The following is a 19,165-nucleotide window of genomic DNA, read 5'->3' on the forward strand; positions in this document are numbered from 1 at the left end:
TCGCTATGCCGAGGTCGGGAGTGTCGGCGCACAACAGCGAGCCGGAGCGATCATGATCGGCCCCAATACGGCCCGGTGCGCGGTTCAACCTCGAACGCGCAGAGCATCTTCCAGATCATCGATGGTCAACCCCACCAACGAATCACGGAATACCCGTCCCGGCGCATCCGAAACCGCTATCTCACACGGGATCACGATCACCGCACAGCCCGCCGCGGTAGCCGCGGCCGCGCCGGTCGGCGAATCCTCCAGTGCCACACAGTCTCGCGGGTGCACGCCGAGGAGTTCGGCGGCGCGCAGATAGATCTCGGGCGCGGGCTTGCCGTGCTCGACCTCATCACCGCAGACCGATACATCGAAGAAGTCACGGCCGAGGGTATCCAGCCCGAATTCAGTAAGCGACCGTTTGGTATTGGTGACCAGGGCGGTCGCCAGCCGCGCGGTGCGCACCATCGACAGCGCATCCTTCGCACCGGGACGCCATGGAATCGGGCCCGCCATCAACTCGGTCACCCGCCGCTCGATGAATTCGCCCGCGGCGCGCACCGTCTCCAGTGTCGGATCGATGCCGAGGCCGTCGAAGATCAGCCGCAGTGCGTTCGGCCCCGATGCGCCGATCAGCGCATGCCGCAGGTCATCGCTCATCTCGTGGCCGTGCGCACGCGCCAGCTCCCGCACCGCGATATCCCACAGCTTCTCCGAATCGAGCAGTGTGCCGTCCATATCCCACAGCACACCGGCAAGTCGCGCCGTCACCCGATTCGTCTCCTCAACCTCTACAAACCCGAAGCGGCGATCAGCAATCGCCCGTTATCCGACGAGACCTGGATCCACCGGTTCTCCGATGTGGTCGAGCCGTTCTTCAGGTTATAGGTAAGCGAGACAACCGCCCGGTTCTCACCGTTCGGTGTGACGGCGCCCACACTCACCGAGCGAACGGTGGACCAGAACTGCGAATAGGACCCGAAGCCGCCGGTCTGGGCCTGATAGGTGGGCGTGAGCTCGGACCACGCGCCCTGCACATTGCCGGGCAGGATCCCGTAATAGCCGTAGATGAATTGGGAGATCCGGTCCGGGGTGGCCGGGCCGAACGGGGTGGTGGTGACGGTCGTCGGCGGCAAGGTGGTCGACGGCTTGGCCGACGACGTCGGTGTCGGCTGGGCCGTTGTGCTCGGCGCCGCGGTGGTCGCCGGGGCCTGCTGCTCGGGCTGACCCGGTTGGTTCCCGATCGGCGACTGTGGGCCGGTCTCCGGATTGTTCACCGCGGGCGCTGACGTCGAGGAGCCGACCGCGGTCCCGCCCTGATCGTCGTTCTTCAGCGACGACATGATCACCGCGACCAGGACGAGCACCGCGACGGCCGCTGCCGCCGCCACCGCGATCAGCCTGCCGCGACTCTGTTCCTCGCCGCCGCCACCGCCGGGCACGGTGCTACCGGACCTCGGCGGTGCGGGCGGCGGTGCGACGGTGACCGCCGGCGCGGCGGGGCCGGACGGTGTGGCGGCGACCGCCTCTGCGGCCGCGGCCGTCGGGCCGGTGCCCGGCTTGTTGAGTACCGTCGTCGCGCCCGCGTCGGCGTCGGTCGCCGCCGCGCCCGGCGCTGGCATGACCTTCGTCGTCGCCGGCGTGCTCACCAATGCCGGGGCGCGGCCCGCCGCGACGGCTTCCAGCGCCTCCTTCGCCTCGCGCATATTGGGCCTGGCGTCGATCGAGGCGGACAGCAATCGCATCAGCACCGGACCGAGTTCCCCGGCGTGCCGCGGCGGCGGCACCTGCGCCCGCGCCGCCGCGTGCAGCACGGCGAGCGCGTTGTCCCCATCGCCGAAGGGTGGACTGCCCTCGACTGCCGCGTACAGCGTGCAGCCGAGTGCGAAAACATCCGAGGCGGGTTCCGGATTCTCGCCGCGCGCCACCTCCGGCGCGAGGTAGGCCGGGGTGCCGGCCAGGAATCCGGTCGCGGTGACCGTCACATCGCCGACGGCGCGGGAGATGCCGAAGTCGGTGATCTTCACCGTGCCGTCGTCGCCGACGAGCAGATTCGCCGGTTTCACGTCACGGTGCATGATGCCCGCCGCGTGTGCGGCGGCCAGCGCGCCAGCGGCCTGGGCGCCGATGCGTGCCACCTCGGTCGGCGCGAGTGTGCGCTTGCCCGACAGCTTCGCGGCCAGACTCGGCGCGTCCATGTACTCCATGACCAGCCAGGGCTGGCCGTCCTCCTCGGCGACATCGAAGACGGTGATCGCATTGGGGTGGTGTAGTCGCGCGGCGATGCGTCCCTCGCGCATGGCGCGCAGTTTGGCCTCCATCGCCTGCGTCCGGGACAGCCCCGGCCCGAGCAGCAACTGCTTCACCGCGACCGTGCGGCGCAGCCGAACGTCGGTGGCCCGCCACACGACACCCATGGCACCCGTGCCGATCGGATCCGTCAGCCGATACCGTCCAGCGATCAACCGGTCCGCCGTCATGGTGTTGAACCCCTCCTGCTTGCCCGCCGAGCCATCTCGCACTCCGCGCGTAAGCGGAAATCGTCGAAAATGCTACGCGCCGAAGTACATTGCACCCGAATTGCAGCAAGACGCTCGCATCCGCCGACTGCCCCGGATGCAGTACCAACAGTTCCGACTTTGTCATACCCAACCGACATCCATCCACCGCCACGCGCACCCGAAGCCGATACCCCAGGTCAGGAGGGTGCGGCCGCCGGGGCCCGCCCGCGCGTCGCTGGCCCTCGTGTCGCGTCGCGCCCCCTTTCCACCGCGATTGATCCCGCATATCACGAGGTAATCAAGGCCCTGAACGCGTCGAGCGAGCGGAGTTGGATGCGGTGAGAATCACACCGTCGCGGCCGGTCGGATAATGGATTCGGACCGGAATCAGACCGATCGGTCTTGCCCGACCGCACCCAGCGACGTCGACGGCGATCAACCCTGCCCCCGAACCCGGACAGCCGAGCCGAGTCTGCCGGGCCGACCGACTCCGTCAGGCGTTGAAGTACTTCGCCTCCGGATGCAGTAGGACGAAGGCGTCCGTCGACTGTTCCGGGTGCAGCTGCAGTTCTTCGGAGAGGACCACGCCGATGCGGTCGGCCTCCAGCAGGTCCACCAGCTTCGCGCGGTCTTCCAGGTCCGGGCAGGCGCCGTAACCGAAGGAGTAGCGGGCACCGCGGTAGCCGAGCTTGAAGTACTCCAGCACATCCGACGGGTCGGAGTCGGCGACCGAATGTCCTTCCAGCACCAGTTCCTCGCGGATGCGACGGTGCCAGTATTCGGCGAGCGCCTCGGTGAGCTGGACACCGATGCCGTGCACCTCGAGGTAGTCGCGGTAGTTGTCGGCCGCGAAGAGCTCATTGGCGAAGTCCGCGATCGGCTGACCCATGGTGACCAGCTGGAACGGCAGCACATCGACCTGACCGGTTTCGCGGGCGTGTTCGCGCGAGCGGATGAAGTCGGCGATGCACAGGAAGCGGTCGCGCTGCTGCCGCGGGAAGGTGAACCGGTAGCGCTGCGGCGCGTCCGGATGCGGCTCGGTCAGGACGATCACATCGTCGCCCTCAGAGACGGCGGGGAAATATCCGTACACCAGCGCCGCGTGCTGCAACACATTCTCGGTGGACAGCCGGTCCAGCCAGTGGCGCAGGCGGGGCCGCCCCTCGGTCTCCACCAGCTCCTCGTAGCTCGGCCCCTCGCCGCCACGCTGGCCGCGCAGGCCCCATTGGCCGAGGAACAGCGCGCGCTCATCGAGCAGCCCCGAATACTCGTGCAGCGAAACGCCTTTCACCACCCGGGTGCCCCAGAACGGCGGCACCGCGACCGGCAGATCGGCGGCCACATCGGAGCGTGCGGGCACCTCGACCGGCACCTCGACCGCCTTGCGCTGTTCGGCGATCCGCTTGGAGCGCTCGTGGCGCGCCTTGCGCTCGGCCGCCTTCTCGCGTTCGGCGATCGCCTCCGGACTGTCCGGATCGATTCCGCCGCCGCGTTTACGGGTCATGATGTCGTCCATCAGCCGCAGACCCTCGAAGGCATCGCGGGCGTAGTGCACATCGCCCTGGTAGACCTCGGTGAGGTCGTTCTCGACATACGCGCGGGTCAGCGCGGCACCGCCGAGCAGCACCGGGAACTGGTCGGCGACGCCCTTGGCGTTGAGCTCCTCCAGGTTCTCCTTCATCACCACGGTCGACTTCACCAGCAGACCGGACATGCCGATCACATCGGCCTTCTTGTCGACCGCGGCGTCGAGAATGGTCGCGATCGGCTGTTTGATGCCGAGGTTGACGACCTCATAGCCATTGTTCGACAGGATGATGTCGACCAGGTTCTTGCCGATATCGTGCACATCGCCCTTGACGGTGGCCAGCACGATGCGACCCTTACCGCTGTCGTCGGTGACCTCCATATGCGGCTCCAGGTAGGCGACCGCGGCCTTCATCACCTCGGCGGACTGCAGGACGAACGGCAGCTGCATCTGGCCGGATCCGAACAGTTCGCCGACCGTCTTCATGCCCGACAGCAGCGTCTCGTTGATGATCTGCAGCGGCGGCACTTCGGTCATGGCGGCATCGAGATCGGCCTCCATACCGGCCTTCTCACCGTCGACGATCCGCCGCTCCAGCCGCTCGAACAGCGGCAGCGCGGCCAACTCCTCCGCGCGCGAGGCCCGCGACGATGAGGCCGACACCCCCTCGAACAGCGACATGAGCTTCTGCAGCGGGTCGTAGTCCGCGCTGCGGCGGTCGTAGACCAGATCCAGCGCCGTCTCGCGCTGCTCCTCCGGAATGCGCGCGATGGGCAGGATCTTGGAGGCGTGCACGATCGCGGAATCCAGTCCGGCCTGGACGCATTCGTGCATGAACACCGAGTTCAGCACCTGGCGCGCGGCCGGATTGAGGCCGAAGGAGATATTGGACAGGCCGAGGGTGGTCTGCACCTCCGGATGCTTCTGCTTGAGCAGTCGAATGGCCTCGATGGTCTCGACGCCGTCGCGTCGCGACTCCTCCTGACCGGTGCCCAGGGTGAAGGTCAGCGTATCGATGATGATGTCGCTTTCCCGCAGACCCCAGTTGCCGGTGATATCGGCGATCAGCCGTTCGGCGATCTCCACCTTCTTCTCGGCGGTACGGGCCTGACCCTCCTCATCGATGGTCAGCGCGACCACCGCGGCGCCGTGTTCGGCGACCAGCTTCATCGTCTGCTGGAACCGGGATTCGGGGCCGTCGCCGTCCTCGTAGTTCACCGAGTTGACCGCGCAGCGACCGCCCAGATGCTCCAAACCGGCCTGCAGCACCGGGGTTTCGGTGGAGTCGAGCATGATCGGCAGGGTCGAGGCCGTCGCCAGTCGCGCCGCCAGCGCCGACATATCCTGGGTGCCGTCGCGTCCGACGTAGTCGACGCACAGGTCGAGCATGTGCGCGCCGTCGCGGGTCTGGTCCTTGGCGATATCGAGGCACTTCTGCCAGTCCTCGGCGAGCATGGCCTCGCGGAATGCCTTGGAGCCATTGGCATTCGTGCGCTCACCGATCATCAGGATCGAGGCGTCCTGTTCGAACGGCACCGCGGTGTACATGCTCGATACGCTCGGCTCGTGCACCGGTTCGCGGCGCGCGTCCAGCGGCAGCAGCGTCGGCTCCACCTCACGCACCGCGGCGGTCACCTGACGAATGTGCTCCGGTGTCGTACCACAGCAGCCGCCGACCAGGGCGAGTCCGAATTCGGAGACGAAGCCGCGTAAGGCGATCGCGAGCTCTTCGGGGGTCAGCGGATACTCCGCACCGTTCGCGCCGAGCACCGGCAGACCGGCATTCGGCATGACCGAAACCGGAACCGTCGCATGCCGGGACAGATGGCGCAGATGCTCGCTCATCTCGTCCGGGCCGGTGGCGCAGTTCAGTCCGATCATATCGATGCCGAGCGGCTCGAGCGCCGTGAGCGCCGCACCGATCTCACTGCCGACCAGCATGGTTCCGGTGGTCTCCACGGTGACGTGGGTGATGATCGGAATCCGCCGCCCCAGCCGGGCCATCGCGCGCTGACTGCCGGTGACCGCGGCCTTGACCTGGAGCAGGTCCTGGCAGGTTTCGATGAGAATGGCATCCGCGCCCGCATCGAGCATGCCGAGCGCCGCCTCGGTGTAGGCGTCGCGCAGCGCGGTATAGGGGGCATGACCCAGCGTCGGCAATTTGGTGCCCGGGCCCATCGAGCCCAGCACATAGCGCGGGGTGCCGTCGGCACTGGGACCCATCTCGTCGGCGACCTCACGGGCCAGCCGGGTGCCGCGTTCGGACAGATCGCGGATCCGGTCGGCGATGTCGTAGTCCGCGAGGTTCGGCAGATTGCAGCCGAAGGTATTGGTCTCGACGGCGTCCGCACCGGCCTCGAAGTAGGCGCGATGAATGCTGCGCAGCACGTCCGGGCGGGTCTCGTTGAGGATTTCGTTGCAGCCTTCCAGGCCGCGGAAGTCGTCCAACGTCAGCTCGGCTGCCTGCAACATTGTGCCCATCGCACCGTCGCCGATGACGACACGCCGACGGAGCGTATCGAGAAGCGTGGTATCGAACGCGGCGGAGCTGGACGCAGACATGTGATCAAGCGTAATGGGCCGGTAAGACATGCCGAACCACTGTGGCGGTGTCGGGGACCACACCTGCCCAGACAGGTGAACACCCGGTGCCGCGCCGACCGCGCAAATTCAACGCCACGTGCTCACACGCCGTAGGCTGACCGAGGTGAACTCCAGTGAACCTCCGGTGTCACCCGAGCCGGAACTGCCGACATTGCGGGATCCTGTGCTGGTCGCCGCCTTCGAAGGCTGGAACGACGCGGGTGATGCGGCAAGCGGCGCCGTCGAGCATCTGGAATTGATCTGGGATGCCGAGCCGCTGGCCGAACTCGACTCCGAGGACTACTACGACTACCAGGTCAACCGGCCGACGGTACGTCAGGTCGACGGTGTGACCAGGGAAATCCAGTGGCCCTCCACCATGCTCTCGGTCTGCTCGCCGCCCGGCAGCGACCGCGATGTGGTGCTGCTGCGCGGTATCGAACCCAATATGCGCTGGCGCAGCTTCTGCGGGGATCTGCTCGAGTTCATCGAACAGCTGGGTGTGCAGACCGTCGTCATCCTCGGCGCACTGCTCGCCGATACTCCGCATACCCGCCCCGTCCCGGTCACCGGATCGGCCTATAGCAAGGAAGCCGCCGAGCGGTTCAGCCTGGAGCAGACCCGCTACGAGGGACCGACCGGAATCACCGGTGTGCTGCAGGATCAGTGTGTGAAGGCGGGCGTGCCCGCCGTATCGTTCTGGGCGGCCGTACCGCACTACGTCTCACAGCCGCCGAATCCGAAGGCGACCATCGCGCTGCTGCATCGCGTCGAGGACGTACTCGATATCGAGGTGCCGCTCGGCGAGCTGCCCAAACAGGCCGAGGACTGGGAGACCGCCGTCAACGAGATGACGGTGGGCGATGACGAGATCAGCGAGTATGTCCGCTCGCTGGAGGAACGCGGCGACGCCGCCGTGGAGATGAACGACGCGATGGCCAAGATCGACGGCGACGCGATCGCGGCGGAATTCGAAAAGTACCTGCGCAGGCGGGGTCCGGGCAGCTTCGGGCTGTAATCGGCTCGGGCCGTTGCGATTCGATTTTCGGACAATTTACCGAAAGTTCGCCAGGGGGCCACTCGTAGGTATGGAAAGGCTTGCCATCTAGACTCCTCCAGTGACTATTCACCGGATCGTCGCGCACCTTCGCACTTTCGACGACCGGATCGCCGTCCTCTGCTCTCGATCTCCCTCGGCGGCCGTCACAGCTGCGGAATCGGTGTCGGATGGTTTGGAGCGGATCACCTATGCGCAGCTGGCGGCACGTGTCGAGGAGTACGCGCGGCAGCTGGGCGCGAACCGGCGCCTCGTCGCGCTCGCGGCACGCAACGATATCGATTCCCTCGTCGCGTATCTGGGCGCGCTGAGCGCGGGCTGCGTCGTCCTGCTCACCGCGGAGGTCACCGGTGAATTGCTGGCCACCTACGATCCCGATGTCGTGATCGATGGCGACGTCGAGGTCCGACGCGAGACCTCGACGCACCGCCTGCATCCGGATCTCGCCCTACTGCTGAGCACTTCGGGCTCGACCGGCTCGCCCAAGCTGGTGCGCCTGTCCGCCGCCAACCTGCTGTCGAATGCGCAGGCCATCGCCGAATACCTGGGCATCGACCCCGATGATCGCGCCGCCACCACACTTCCGATGTTCTACTGCTACGGATTGTCGGTCGTGCACAGCCATTTGCTGCGCGGCGCGAGCCTGCTGCTCACCGGCCGATCGGTCCTCGACGACGAGTTCTGGGACGAGGTCCGCGATCACCGGGTGACCTCGTTCGCGGCCGTGCCCTACACCATTGATCTGCTCGACCGCATCGGCTTCGACCGCATGCGGCTGCCCGATCTGCGCTACATCACCCAGGCCGGCGGCCGCCTCGCCCCCGAGCGGGTGCGCGCGTACGCGCGGCTCGGCGAGCGCGCCGGATGGAATTTCGTGGTGATGTACGGCCAGACCGAGGCCACCGCGCGGATGGCCTATCTGCCACCGGAATTGGCCGGGAAACATCCGGACTGCATCGGTGTGCCGATACCCGGCGGCCGGTTCACCCTGGAGCCGGTGCCGGACAGCGATCACGAGGAGCTGGTCTATCACGGCCCCAACGTGATGATGGGCTACGCCCGCTGTCCGCGCGATCTCGCCCTCGGCCATATGGTCGAATCACTGCGCACCGGTGATCTCGCGCGGCGCACACCCGAGGGGATGTACCAGGTGGTCGGCAGGCGCAGCCGCTTCGCCAAGCTCTTCGGACTGCGCATCGATTTGCAGCGGCTCGAATCCGGTTTGGCCGCGGCCGGTTTCACCGCCTGCTGCACCGATAGCGGCGACCAGTTGGTAGTCGCCGCCGAGAATCCGACGGAATCGCTCGCGGCGACCGTCTCTCAACTGTCCGGTCTGCCCACTGCGGCCATCCGCACCTGCGCCGTCGCGGACATACCGCGCCTGCCCAATGGAAAGCCCGACTATTCGGCGATCGGGCACCTGCGCGGATCCGAACCCGATCTGCCGATTCGCGATATCCGCGCGCTCTACGCCATTGCCCTCGGCATCGACCCCGCCCTGATCCGCCCCGACAGCACCTTCGTCGACCTCGGCGGCAACTCACTGACCTACATCACCACCGCGACCCGCCTCGAGCGGGCACTCGGCCGACTGCCCGCGAACTGGCCGGATCGCACCGTCGCCGAACTCGAGCGGGTTCCGCACGGCCACAGCGCCTTCGGCCGCTCGGTCGACACACCGACGCTGCTGCGCGCCGCCGGGATCGTCCTCATCGCGGGTTCGCACATCGGGATGTTCGTGCTCTGGGGCGCGGCGCATATCCTGCTCGGCGTCGCCGGATTCAACTTCGCCCGCTTCGCCGTCACCATGACCCCCCGCGCCGAACGACTGCGCAACGCGCTGCACACGGTGGCGCTCATCGCGATTCCGACCGCCGTCTGGGTGGCGCTCACGCTGCTGTTCACCGACTATTACGGCTGGCAGAACGTGTTGCTGCTCAATAAGATTCTCGGCCCGCGCGACAGCCCCACCGCAGGGCACCTGTGGTTCATCGAGGTGCTGGTGCTGTTCATGGTGGTGGCCGCGCTGCTGATGCGGGTGCCGTTCATCGATGCCCTCGCACGCCGCGACCCGTTCTGGTTCGCCATGGGACTGGTGGCGCTCACCATGGTGTTCCGGATCTGGTCGTTCGGGCTCTACCCGGCCAAGGATGTGCCGTTCTCGCCGCTGGCCTGCTGGTTCTTCGCCCTTGGCTGGGCGGCCGCGAAGGCTACATCGATCTGGCAGCGGCTACTGGTGAGCGCGGTGCTACTGGCCTCGGTGCCCGGCTATTTCGGCGTTTCCGATCGGGAGCGGCTCGTCATGGCCGGACTGCTGCTGCTGATCTGGCTGCCCGCGGTGCGGGTGCCCGCGCTGGTGGCCGGGGTGGCCGCGCTGCTCGCCGACAGCTCGTTGTTCGTCTATCTGCTGCACTGGCAGGTATATCCACAGTTCGGGCAACACCATGTCGCGGCGCTGCTCGCATCACTCGGGGCCGGTGTGGTCGCGACGTGGTTGGTGACGAATCTGCGCCGCAGGTCAGTCCTCGTGAAGAGCTTGTTCGGGACGGGCCTCTTCTCGAACAGCGCAGCTCTCGATGGTCCACACCTGGGCCGCCGCGTCCTGGGCCAGCTTCGCGAGCAGAATGTCTCGCGGAATCGTCTGGCCGGCAAAGTGATCGAGTGACGGAACCACGACGTGGTGCGCGTCAGCCCGCTTGAGCTCCTGGGTCAGCTCGGCGAATGCCGTGCCGTCACCGGAAGTCGATTCATGGAATGTTGCGGCAAAGCAGAGGCCTTCTTCGCGAGCGAGGCTGCTCATCGCATCCTCGAGTTCTGCACCGTGGCCATCGGCCAGATCGTCACGCAAGTATCCATAGATCAACGCTTCCACCCGAACCTCCGTTGGATTGGGGATCTCTCGCTGTTCTTTCTGTGGATCACCCCCGTCGCCGAGGGGTACTGCGCACGTGCAAGAGCAGATGTTCTTACATACGGGGCTTGGCAAACTCTCCGCGCCCATATCCAGCATGTAGGACGCAAAACTGCGAGTGCAGGTGTCAACCCAGTGACATCTGTGTGCCCTATCCGGGCCACCGAGCGTTAACTGGTGCGATACTACAGATGTGGCCGCTGGAGACGATCGACCCGTCTGGGCTGTGCGAATGCGCTCCGAACGCGATGCGCGGGGGTGGTCACAAGCCGACGCCGTCCGTGTGATGCGCGCGAAGTCTTCGCACAACCTGCCGACAGACAGTACCCTGCTTCGGAATTGGCGGCGTTGGGAGTCGGGTGAGTCGAGACCGGATGACTTCTATGCTCCGATCATCGCGGCCGCGTTCGATACAGTGACGGCCGCGTTCTTCCCGAAGAACCGCCCGAACCGCGATGACGAACTGCTCTCGGCCACCGGTATGGACACCCTCGAATTCATCGGCCGGCTACGGATGTCCGACGTTTCCTCCGCCACACTGGACGCCATTCGAATCACCGCCGAGCGGCTGTGTTGTGAGTACCCGTACGCCGATCCGCACGATCTGCACGCCGAGGGCACATCCTGGCTGCGCCGCATCACCTCCCTGCTCGACGGCCGCCTGACCCTGTCCCAGCATCGGGAAATTCTCGTACTGGCCGGTTGGGTAGCACTGCTGGTCGGTTGCGTGGACTACGATCTCGGCCGCCGCACCACCGCGGAGGCCACCCGCCGCGCGGCCCATTCACTCGGCCACGAAGCCGAGCACACCGAAATCACCGGCTGGAGTGCGGAAATGGCCGCCTGGTTCGCCCTGACCCAGGGCAATTACCGCGGCGCGATCGAGGCGGTCGACCCGGCGCTGCCGACCTGCGGCAAACTCGGTGTCGGTGTCCAATTGGCCGCACAACGCGCGAAGGCCTGGGCCCGACTGGGGAATCGGCGCGAGGTGGAGGCGTCGCTGAAGCAGGGCCGAGCTATTCTCGAGCGACTCGACCATCCGACCAATCTGGACAACCATTTCGTGGTCGATCCGCAGAAGTTCGACTTCTACGCCATGGACTGCTGCCGGGTCGCGGGCGAAGATACGCTCGCCGAATCCTATGCGCGCGAAGTGATCCGGAACTCGACCAGAGCCGACGGGACGGTGCGCAATCCGATGCGGGTGTCCGAGGCGCATCTGACCCTCGCGGTGGTCGCCGTGCGCGCCCGCGATCTGGAGATGGCGGTGCACGAGGGCATGCGGGCCTTCTCCGGGAAGCGCCGGTCGCTGCCGTCGCTGATGTGGATCGCGGGTGAGGCCGCGCGCGAAATCAGCGAACGGTTTCCCGGCGATCCGCGCGCGCTGGTGTATCTGGATCAGTTGCGGTCGCTGTCGCCCGAGTGATCATTTTGCTCGTCGGCATCTGCTGATTCGCGGTAGTTTTGGCTCATCGCTTGTGGTTAGGGAGGGCGATGAATCGAGTTCGCGTCATTGTGCGTCGCGATGCGGACCGAACCCTGCGGACCACGGTACTGGAGGCGGGCTCGCCGATCGCGGAACGGGTCGCGCCGCTGCCCGAGCAGGTGGCATTCGCATGGGATGTGGTGGGCGGTCAGCCGGAAACCGTGCGCAGGACGGTCATCCAGATCGGCACGGCGCTGCGTGACGCGCTGTTCGAACCGCACACGACCTGGCATCTCACCCGGCTCGTCGACGGATCCGAGACCGAGGTGGTCTTCGATGTCGACGACGACACGATGCTGTTGCCGTACGAGATGCTGATACTCGCCGACGACCTGCCGCTGGCCATGCGGCCGAATGTGGCCGTCTCGCGTCGGTATTCCGGTGCCGGGCAGCCCGCCCCCGTGCTCGCGCCGGGCCCGATGAAGATCCTGGCCGCGGTGGCCGCGCCGACCGAAACCCGCACGGCGAATGCCGCATTGGATGTCGAGGCGGAGATGCAGGCGATCCTCGACGCGGTATCGCAGGTGCCGACCGAGGGTGGCGGCGGTGTGCGCATTCTGGAAGTGGCTTCGCTGCAGCAGATCACCGCGGCGCTGCGGGCCGAGGAATTCCATGTGCTGCATCTGAGTGCGCACGGGTCGGCGACATTGCTGGAGTTGGAGGATGAGGACGGCGATCCGGATGTGATCGAGGCCGCTGAGCTCATTGCCGCACTGCGGGCATCGGGGCGGTCGCTGCCGTTGGTGGTGTTGTCGAGTTGCGGTGGTGTCGATGGCGGGCCCGCCGGGTTGGCGCGCACCTTGATCGGTGGGGGTGTCGAGCGGGTGCTCGTCATGCAGACGCGGGTATCCGATCGGTATGCCACGCAACTGGCGAAGTCGTTCTACGCCATGCTGTCCACCGGATCGGTCGCCGCCGCGCTGAGTCGGGCGCGCTATGCCCTCGAACAGGAGCGGCTCGCCGACGCGGCGGTGGTTCCGCCCGAGTGGTTCGTGCCGACGCTGCTGACCGGGGTCGCGGACCGGCCGCTGTGGAATCGGAACGCCCCGCCGCGACCACTCGCTCGGCGCACCCGGCCGCCGAGCGGTGCGACGGTGCGTGAGTTGCCGGTCGGATATCTCATCGGCCGCCGGGGGCCGGTGCGCGATATCGTGCGGTTGCTCGACAGCCCTGAGGGCGGCCCCGGCGCGGTGATCACCGGGATGGGCGGACTCGGGAAGACTGCGGTGGCCGGACGAGTGGCCGCGCGCATGCGCGAACGTGGCTGGCATATCGCCGAACATGTTGGGCAATGGAATCCGACGGCACTGTGCGCCGCCGTGCGCGCGGCCATCCAGGACGATCCGGTATTGCGGCCAGTGGCCGATGAGCTGGTCCGCGATGGTGACGGGCAGGTGCTCGAGCACATTCATCGGCTGTTGGCCGGAAGCCGATTGCTATTGCTGTTCGATGATTTCGAGCAGAACCTGACCCGGCCGGGCGGCGCGGCCTTCCTCGATCCTGGTTTCGCCGAACAGTTTTCGCAGTTGTGCCGGGTCGCGGCGACCGGACGGCTATTGGTCACCTGCCGATATCCGATACCCGGTGGTCTCACCGAGGTCGGATTGACACCATTGAGTCCGGCCGAGTTGCAGCGAATGTTTCTGCGGCTCCCCCAGATCAGCGGTCTCGGACCGACGGAGCGTCAGCTCGTCGCGCGCACCATCGGCGGCCATCCCCGACTCATCGAATTCGTCGACGCGCTCTTGCGTGGTGGAGACGGCACATTGCGACCGGTCGGTGAGAAGTTGCGCCGCTTGGCCGATGAGCATGCGGTCGATCTCGGTCAGGACCGGTCGCTGGCCGAAAGTCTGGATACCGCGGTGGTGCTCGGCTCCCGCGATATCCTGGTGGACGCACTGGTGGACCTGCTCGATCCGGCCGAACGTGAACTACTGCTGCAGATTTCGCTATCGCGGACGCCGCTGCGGGATCTGGACATCTGTCATGCCCGCTTCGGTCCCGACGCGACGCGCACGCAGCGGCGCACCGTGATGGCGGCCGTCGAAACCCTGCTCAGGTTGACACTGCTGACCACTGACGATGACCGATATGTCGTGCACCCGTGGGTCGCCCAGGCCCTCGACACCCATCAGGGCTCCGATCGCATCGGCCGCCACAGCCGGGCCTATGCGATGCGGCTGGCCCGAATCTCGGCCGGTTTCCGGGATTTCGACGATTACAGCGAGGCATGCCGACATCTGCTCGCCGCAGGCCGGTACGCAGAACTCACCGAACTCGCCATCCCCTGCTGCCGGGAGCTGGATCAACTGCAGGTCGCGGCGCTGCTCGGCGAGATCATGCCCACCCTGCCCGGTGACACTCCCGGCTATCTCGAGCTCGGCGACCGTGAGGTGCGGGCATTGCGTCGAACCGGAAATCTCGGTGCTGCGACCAATCGCCAGACTGTTCTGGTCAGCGTGCTGCGGGCCCGAGTCCAATCCTCCCGGGGCAGTGCGGAAGCCCGATGCGCGCTCGTGCTCGGCCTGGACACGCTCGGCGAACTCGCCATGCTGGCCGGTGATCTCGGCACGGCCCGCGAGCACTACAGCCGGTCCCTGCGCACCGCGCGGCATCTCACCAGCACCGACCCAGACAACGTCGAGATGCAACAGGTCCTCAGCCGCGCCCTGGAGAGTCTCGGTGATATCGCCGTGCGCAGCGGTGATCTCACTGCCGCCCTGGCCCACCACACCGAAGCACTGGCCATCCGACGCACCCTCGCCGATGACGACCCCGCCCGCACCGAACTGCGCCGCGATCTCGCCAACGCCTGCCTCCGACTCGGCGATCTGGCGGTACTGACCGCCGATCTCGACGGCGCACAGCATCTCTACACCGAATCTCTCACCTTGCACGGCGATCTCACCGACTCGGGGCCCGATGCCGCCGAATCCCGTCGCGGCCTGGCCATCGCTCACGGCAAACTCGGCGACCTGGCCATGCGCGCGGGCCACGGCGATACCGCAAGCCGCCACTATCTGGAAAAGCTCCTCATCAGCACCGAACTCTCCCGGGCCGATCCCGGCGACACCGAAATCGCCCGCGATGTCGCCATCGCCATGCAGCAGATCGGTGACACCGCGCTGCTGTTCGAAACCCCCGAGGAAGCGGTGACCTTCTTCACCGAATCCCTGGCGATTCATCGCGAACTCGCCGCAAAGGATCCGGGGAATGCCGAATATCAGCGCGACCTGGCCATCGCCCTCAACCGCTGCGGCGATGTCGCCCTACAACTCGGCGAACTGCACAACGCCCGCACCCACTACACCCGATCCTTGGCCATCCACCGCACATTCGCCGACGACGATCCCACTAACGCGCGAAATCAGCGCGACCTCAGCATTTCGCACGACAAACTCGGCGATCTGGCCATGCGCACCGCCGACTATCTCTCGGCCGACCACCATTACACCCAATCCCTCACCCTGGCACAGCAACTCGCGGCGGCCGACCCGACCAATACCGAAAAGCGACGCGACCTGAGCATCTCCCATCACCAGCTCGCCAAGGTCGCCGCCGCCACCGGCGCCTACACCCTCGCCTTCCGGCACAACACCGCGGCCCTGACCATCGCCCGCCGCCTCGCCACGGCCGACCCGGAAAATCTGCAGTTGCACCGCGATGTCGGGCTGATCCTGTCCGCCATCGGCGACGCCGCCGAACGTGAGAACGACTACGACACCGCCGTCGAGGTCTACCGCGAAGCCCTCTCGATCGCCAAGGACCTCCTCGAAACCGACCCCGCCAGCCCCCGCGCCCTGCGCGATATGGAATTCGCCATAACCAACCTGGATCGAGTCCTGGACACGGTCGAGCCGAACCGGGCCGCCGGCACCGGCATCGACGCCCTCGTCGAACAGGGCAAGGCCGTGCTCCGGCGACTCCTGCCTCCGCCTCAGCAGCCATGATTGCGCAGGTAGCGCCCCGTCTCTATGACACCATGTGCCGCATCCGCTGTACCAGAAGTGCTGGAGCAGGTCGAGATCGGGCTGCGGGCTCGATTCGACCTGTGAGTGGCCCAGTGGCGAACCGCAGCAAACCGGACACAGCCACGCCGAATGGGGGTCGGACGTAACGGCCGCGACCGACCCGCTACTACCCTGTTCCCGGTGACCGACTCCGTTGACGGCCTGCCGTATGCCGCACCCGCACTGTGGGATGAGCGGTTGCGGCTGTTTTCCTTCGCTACCGCTGAGAAGCGGGCGGAGTATCTGTGGGTGCTGCGGGCATTCGACAGTGCGCGCGCGGCGTATGTGGTGTTGTTGCACGCAGACGATGTGGCTACCTGGATCGAGCGCAGCGCGGACGATGCGCCGCGGCTGACGGGAGCGGAGATCGGGCCGCTACTGGATCAACTGCATCAATGGGGTGTGGTCGAGCGCAGTTACGACGGAACGCGGGCGGCGACACTGGCGGAGTATCGGAATCGGCACTACGTCTATCAGCTCACCCAGGCCGGATTCAAGGCATACCGGGCGGTCGCGGGAGTCCTCGAGGCACGACTGGATGAGGCCGCACTATCGCGACTGGTGTTGCCGGAGTTGCTGGCGGATCTGAATACGCTCGCCGAAGCGAATAGGGCCGGAGATGCCGAGCGCGTCTACCGGACGCTGCGGCGTCTCGATGCCGCGCTCACCGATATGGCGGCGCGGGCCGCGCACTTCTACCTCTCGCTCGGCGATATGGTCCGCACCACCGAGATCACGCCCGAATCGTTCCTCGCGCACAAGGACGCACTGCTCGCGCATATGCGTGAGTTCAGCATGGATCTCGCCCGTTTCGCGCCGCGGCTGGCCTCCGCGATCGGCGAGATCGAGGAGACCGGAGTCGGCGAACTGATCGAGCGGGCGGCCGGCTGCGACGAACGGGTGCTGCTGAGTATGGCCGAGCGGCAAGCGGATTGGCGGGCGCGCTGGCAGGGGCTGCGGACCTGGTTCGTCGCGACGGTCTCCGATATTCCCGGCGAATCGTCCTCGACCGAGGCCGATCGCCTGCGCGAGGCGACCATGAGCGCCATTGCCGCCGTACTGTCGCTGCTGCGGCGGGTCACCGAGACCCGCAAGGGCGGGGTGAGTCGCGAATCGGCACTGCGCCATCTCGCTGGCTGGTTCACCGCCGCACCCACCACCGACAGCGCCCACGCACTCTTCGACGCCGTCTTCGGTCTCGGCAGGCCACGCCACCTATCGCTGGAACATCCGGACGCGGAGCTGATCCCCGCGATCCGATCCTGGTGGGAGGCGCCGCCATTGGAGATCTCGCGCACCCTCGCCGAAACCGGCAGACCACCGCAGGCCGGTGCCCCGGCGCGAATTCAGCGCAACGACGCCGGAATTCGCCGACTGCGCGAGGCTCAACTCGAGGCGCAGCGCGCCCGCGCGGAGGCCGCCAGATCCCTCGCCGCCGCCGATGTGCACGATCGCGTACTCGACGAACGCGAGACCGAGGTGCTGTTGCGCCTGCTCGACGCCGCCTCCACCGCATGGGTTCCGGTCAGCGGGCGCATCGATGGCACCTCCGGCTCCGACAGCGGCGTCACCCTCACCGTCTCCGAACATCCCGGCTCGACCGTGGTCCGCACCGCCCGCGGCCTCCTGTATTTGAACAACCGCCGCTTGGAGGTCGAGCAGACGACCCGAGGAGGGCGCGCATGATCCACGCCCGCCGCGTCGACTCCCTCGCCCTGGACAACTACCAGCGCGCTGCCCGGGTGATCCTCGCCAACCACCTGGTCACCAGGACCTTTCCGGATCGGATCGCGCTGCCGCTGATCCGGCGCTGGGCCACCGAACTACGCGAGGACCTGGCCGAACTGTTCGGCTACCGACTCGAGGTCACCGAAACGACGGCCCGGCTCTTCCCGGTCGTCGATCGCCTGGACGCCGGCAAACCGGCCCGCGCCGTCACTGAACGCGTTTTCGACCGCCGCCGCTACGCCTATCTGGCCTTGGCTCTGGCCGCCCTCGGCCGCGCGGGTGATCAGATCACCTTGTCGGAATTGGCCGATCAAGTCGCGGCCTATACCGGCCGGGTCGACGGACTCGAGCTGTCCCCCGACCGGGCCGCCGACCGCGATGCCTTCGTCGACGCCATCGGCTGGCTCGCGCACCGCGGCGCACTCACCCTCGCCGACGGTGACGCGGGCGGCTGGGCCGCCGATCCGGAGGCGGGCGAGGCGCTCTATGACATCGACCGACCGGTGGTCTTCGCGCTGTTCCGCCCGCCACGCGCACTACAGCATCTGCACAGTGTCAGCGGTCTGCTCACCGAGGACGCGATGGCGCACGGCCCGGCCGCCACTGCGGCGGCCGCCGATGCCGCGCGCCGGGTACGCCGCGGCCTCGTCGAGCGTCCCGTCGTCTATGCGGAGGATTTGGCCTACGACGAACGTCCGCTGCTGATGCAGGACCGGGTCGTCGCGGATGTCGAACTGTTCACCGGGCTGCGCGCCGAACGCCGGGCCGAGGGCGTCGCGCTGATCGATGTCTCCGGCCGGCTCTCCGATGTCCGCTTTCCGGGCACCGGCACGCTGGCGCAGGTGGCGCTGCTGCTGGTCGGTGAGATCGCCGATCGCGTTCTCGATATCGATAACCCGGTACCGGTCCGACCCGGTGCACCCGATCCGGCGGTCGCACTGGCCGAACAGCTCGATGGCGCCATCCCGGAATCCACCGTATTCGTCCCGCTCGCCGATCTTCCGTCGACCGATCCCGAAGTGGTGGAACCGGATTCGGATCCGGATGCACAGGCGTTGGCCGCGGAGCGGGCGAACTACCCGTTCGTCGAAGCGAGCTGGGTCGGCGAAACCGTGCAGGCGCTCACCGACCGCTATGGTGTCACCTTCGCCGCGCAATGGCAGGCGGATGTGCCCGGACTGACCAGGCAGGTGAGCGCCCTGCTCGAACGACTGCGCCTGGTCCAGGTGGTCGAGGACGGCCTGATCATCCTGCCTGCCCTGGCGCGCTACCGCGGCGCGGTCGTCACCGTCCGCACGAAGCGCGCCGCCGAATTATTCGTCACCGCCTCCGACACCATCGGGGCCGACAGCGTTGGTACGGAAGGGATCTGAAAC

General features: G+C 67.0%; 9 protein-coding genes. 6 read left to right on the forward strand and 3 right to left on the reverse strand.

The window, feature by feature from the left end; all coding sequences use genetic code 11:
* Window positions 1–84: 84 nt before the first annotated feature.
* From ACQP2D_RS25365 to metH, 3 genes are all read right to left on the reverse strand, one after another.
* Window positions 85–756 (reverse strand): HAD family hydrolase, encoded by a 672-nt coding sequence (locus ACQP2D_RS25365; RefSeq protein WP_433678411.1) that lies wholly within the window; start codon window positions 754–756, stop codon window positions 85–87.
* Window positions 757–776: 20 nt separating this feature from the next.
* Window positions 777–2,507 (reverse strand): serine/threonine-protein kinase, encoded by a 1,731-nt coding sequence (locus tag ACQP2D_RS25370; protein WP_433678412.1) that lies wholly within the window; start codon window positions 2,505–2,507, stop codon window positions 777–779.
* A 472-nt stretch (window positions 2,508–2,979) separates the two neighbouring features.
* Window positions 2,980–6,576: a methionine synthase gene (metH, locus tag ACQP2D_RS25375; RefSeq protein ID WP_433678413.1), complete on the reverse strand. Its 3,597-nt coding sequence runs from the start codon at window positions 6,574–6,576 to the stop codon at window positions 2,980–2,982.
* 145 nt (window positions 6,577–6,721) lie between these two features.
* Here metH and ACQP2D_RS25380 point away from each other — a divergent pair, with 145 nt between their 5' ends.
* From ACQP2D_RS25380 to ACQP2D_RS25405, 6 genes are all read left to right on the forward strand, one after another.
* The gene (locus tag ACQP2D_RS25380; RefSeq protein WP_433678414.1) at window positions 6,722–7,615 is read left to right on the forward strand and encodes a PAC2 family protein; all 894 of its coding nucleotides are present in this window, start codon (window positions 6,722–6,724) and stop codon (window positions 7,613–7,615) included.
* A gap of 100 nt (window positions 7,616–7,715) precedes the next feature.
* Window positions 7,716–10,319: an AMP-binding protein gene (locus ACQP2D_RS25385; RefSeq protein WP_433678415.1), complete on the forward strand. Its 2,604-nt coding sequence runs from the start codon at window positions 7,716–7,718 to the stop codon at window positions 10,317–10,319.
* A 661-nt stretch (window positions 10,320–10,980) separates the two neighbouring features.
* Window positions 10,981–11,991 carry an XRE family transcriptional regulator gene (locus ACQP2D_RS25390; RefSeq protein WP_433678416.1) on the forward strand — a complete coding sequence of 337 codons (1,011 nt, stop codon included), beginning with the start codon at window positions 10,981–10,983 and terminating at the stop codon, window positions 11,989–11,991.
* Between the two features lie 68 nt (window positions 11,992–12,059).
* Window positions 12,060–16,001, forward strand: a complete 3,942-nt coding sequence (locus tag ACQP2D_RS25395) for a CHAT domain-containing protein (RefSeq protein WP_433678417.1) — start codon at window positions 12,060–12,062, stop codon at window positions 15,999–16,001.
* Between the two features lie 258 nt (window positions 16,002–16,259).
* Window positions 16,260–17,747: a TIGR02677 family protein gene (locus tag ACQP2D_RS25400; RefSeq protein WP_433685759.1), complete on the forward strand. Its 1,488-nt coding sequence runs from the start codon at window positions 16,260–16,262 to the stop codon at window positions 17,745–17,747.
* Window positions 17,747–19,162, forward strand: a complete 1,416-nt coding sequence (locus ACQP2D_RS25405) for a TIGR02678 family protein (RefSeq protein ID WP_433685760.1) — start codon at window positions 17,747–17,749, stop codon at window positions 19,160–19,162. The genes ACQP2D_RS25400 and ACQP2D_RS25405 overlap by 1 nt, the downstream gene beginning before the upstream one ends.
* The last annotated feature ends 3 nt before the right edge of the window (window positions 19,163–19,165 follow it).

This window comes from Nocardia sp. CA-119907 (genome assembly GCF_050955995.1).
Classification (GTDB): Bacteria; Actinomycetota; Actinomycetes; order Mycobacteriales; family Mycobacteriaceae; genus Nocardia.

Excerpts from the sequence above, each read along its gene's own strand:
- ACQP2D_RS25395 (WP_433678417.1), top strand. The coding sequence starts at position 12,060 with ATGAATCGAGTTCGCGTCATTGTGCGTCGCGATGCGGACCGAACCCTG.
- metH (WP_433678413.1), bottom strand. The coding sequence starts at position 6,576 with ATGTCTGCGTCCAGCTCCGCCGCGTTCGATACCACGCTTCTCGATACG.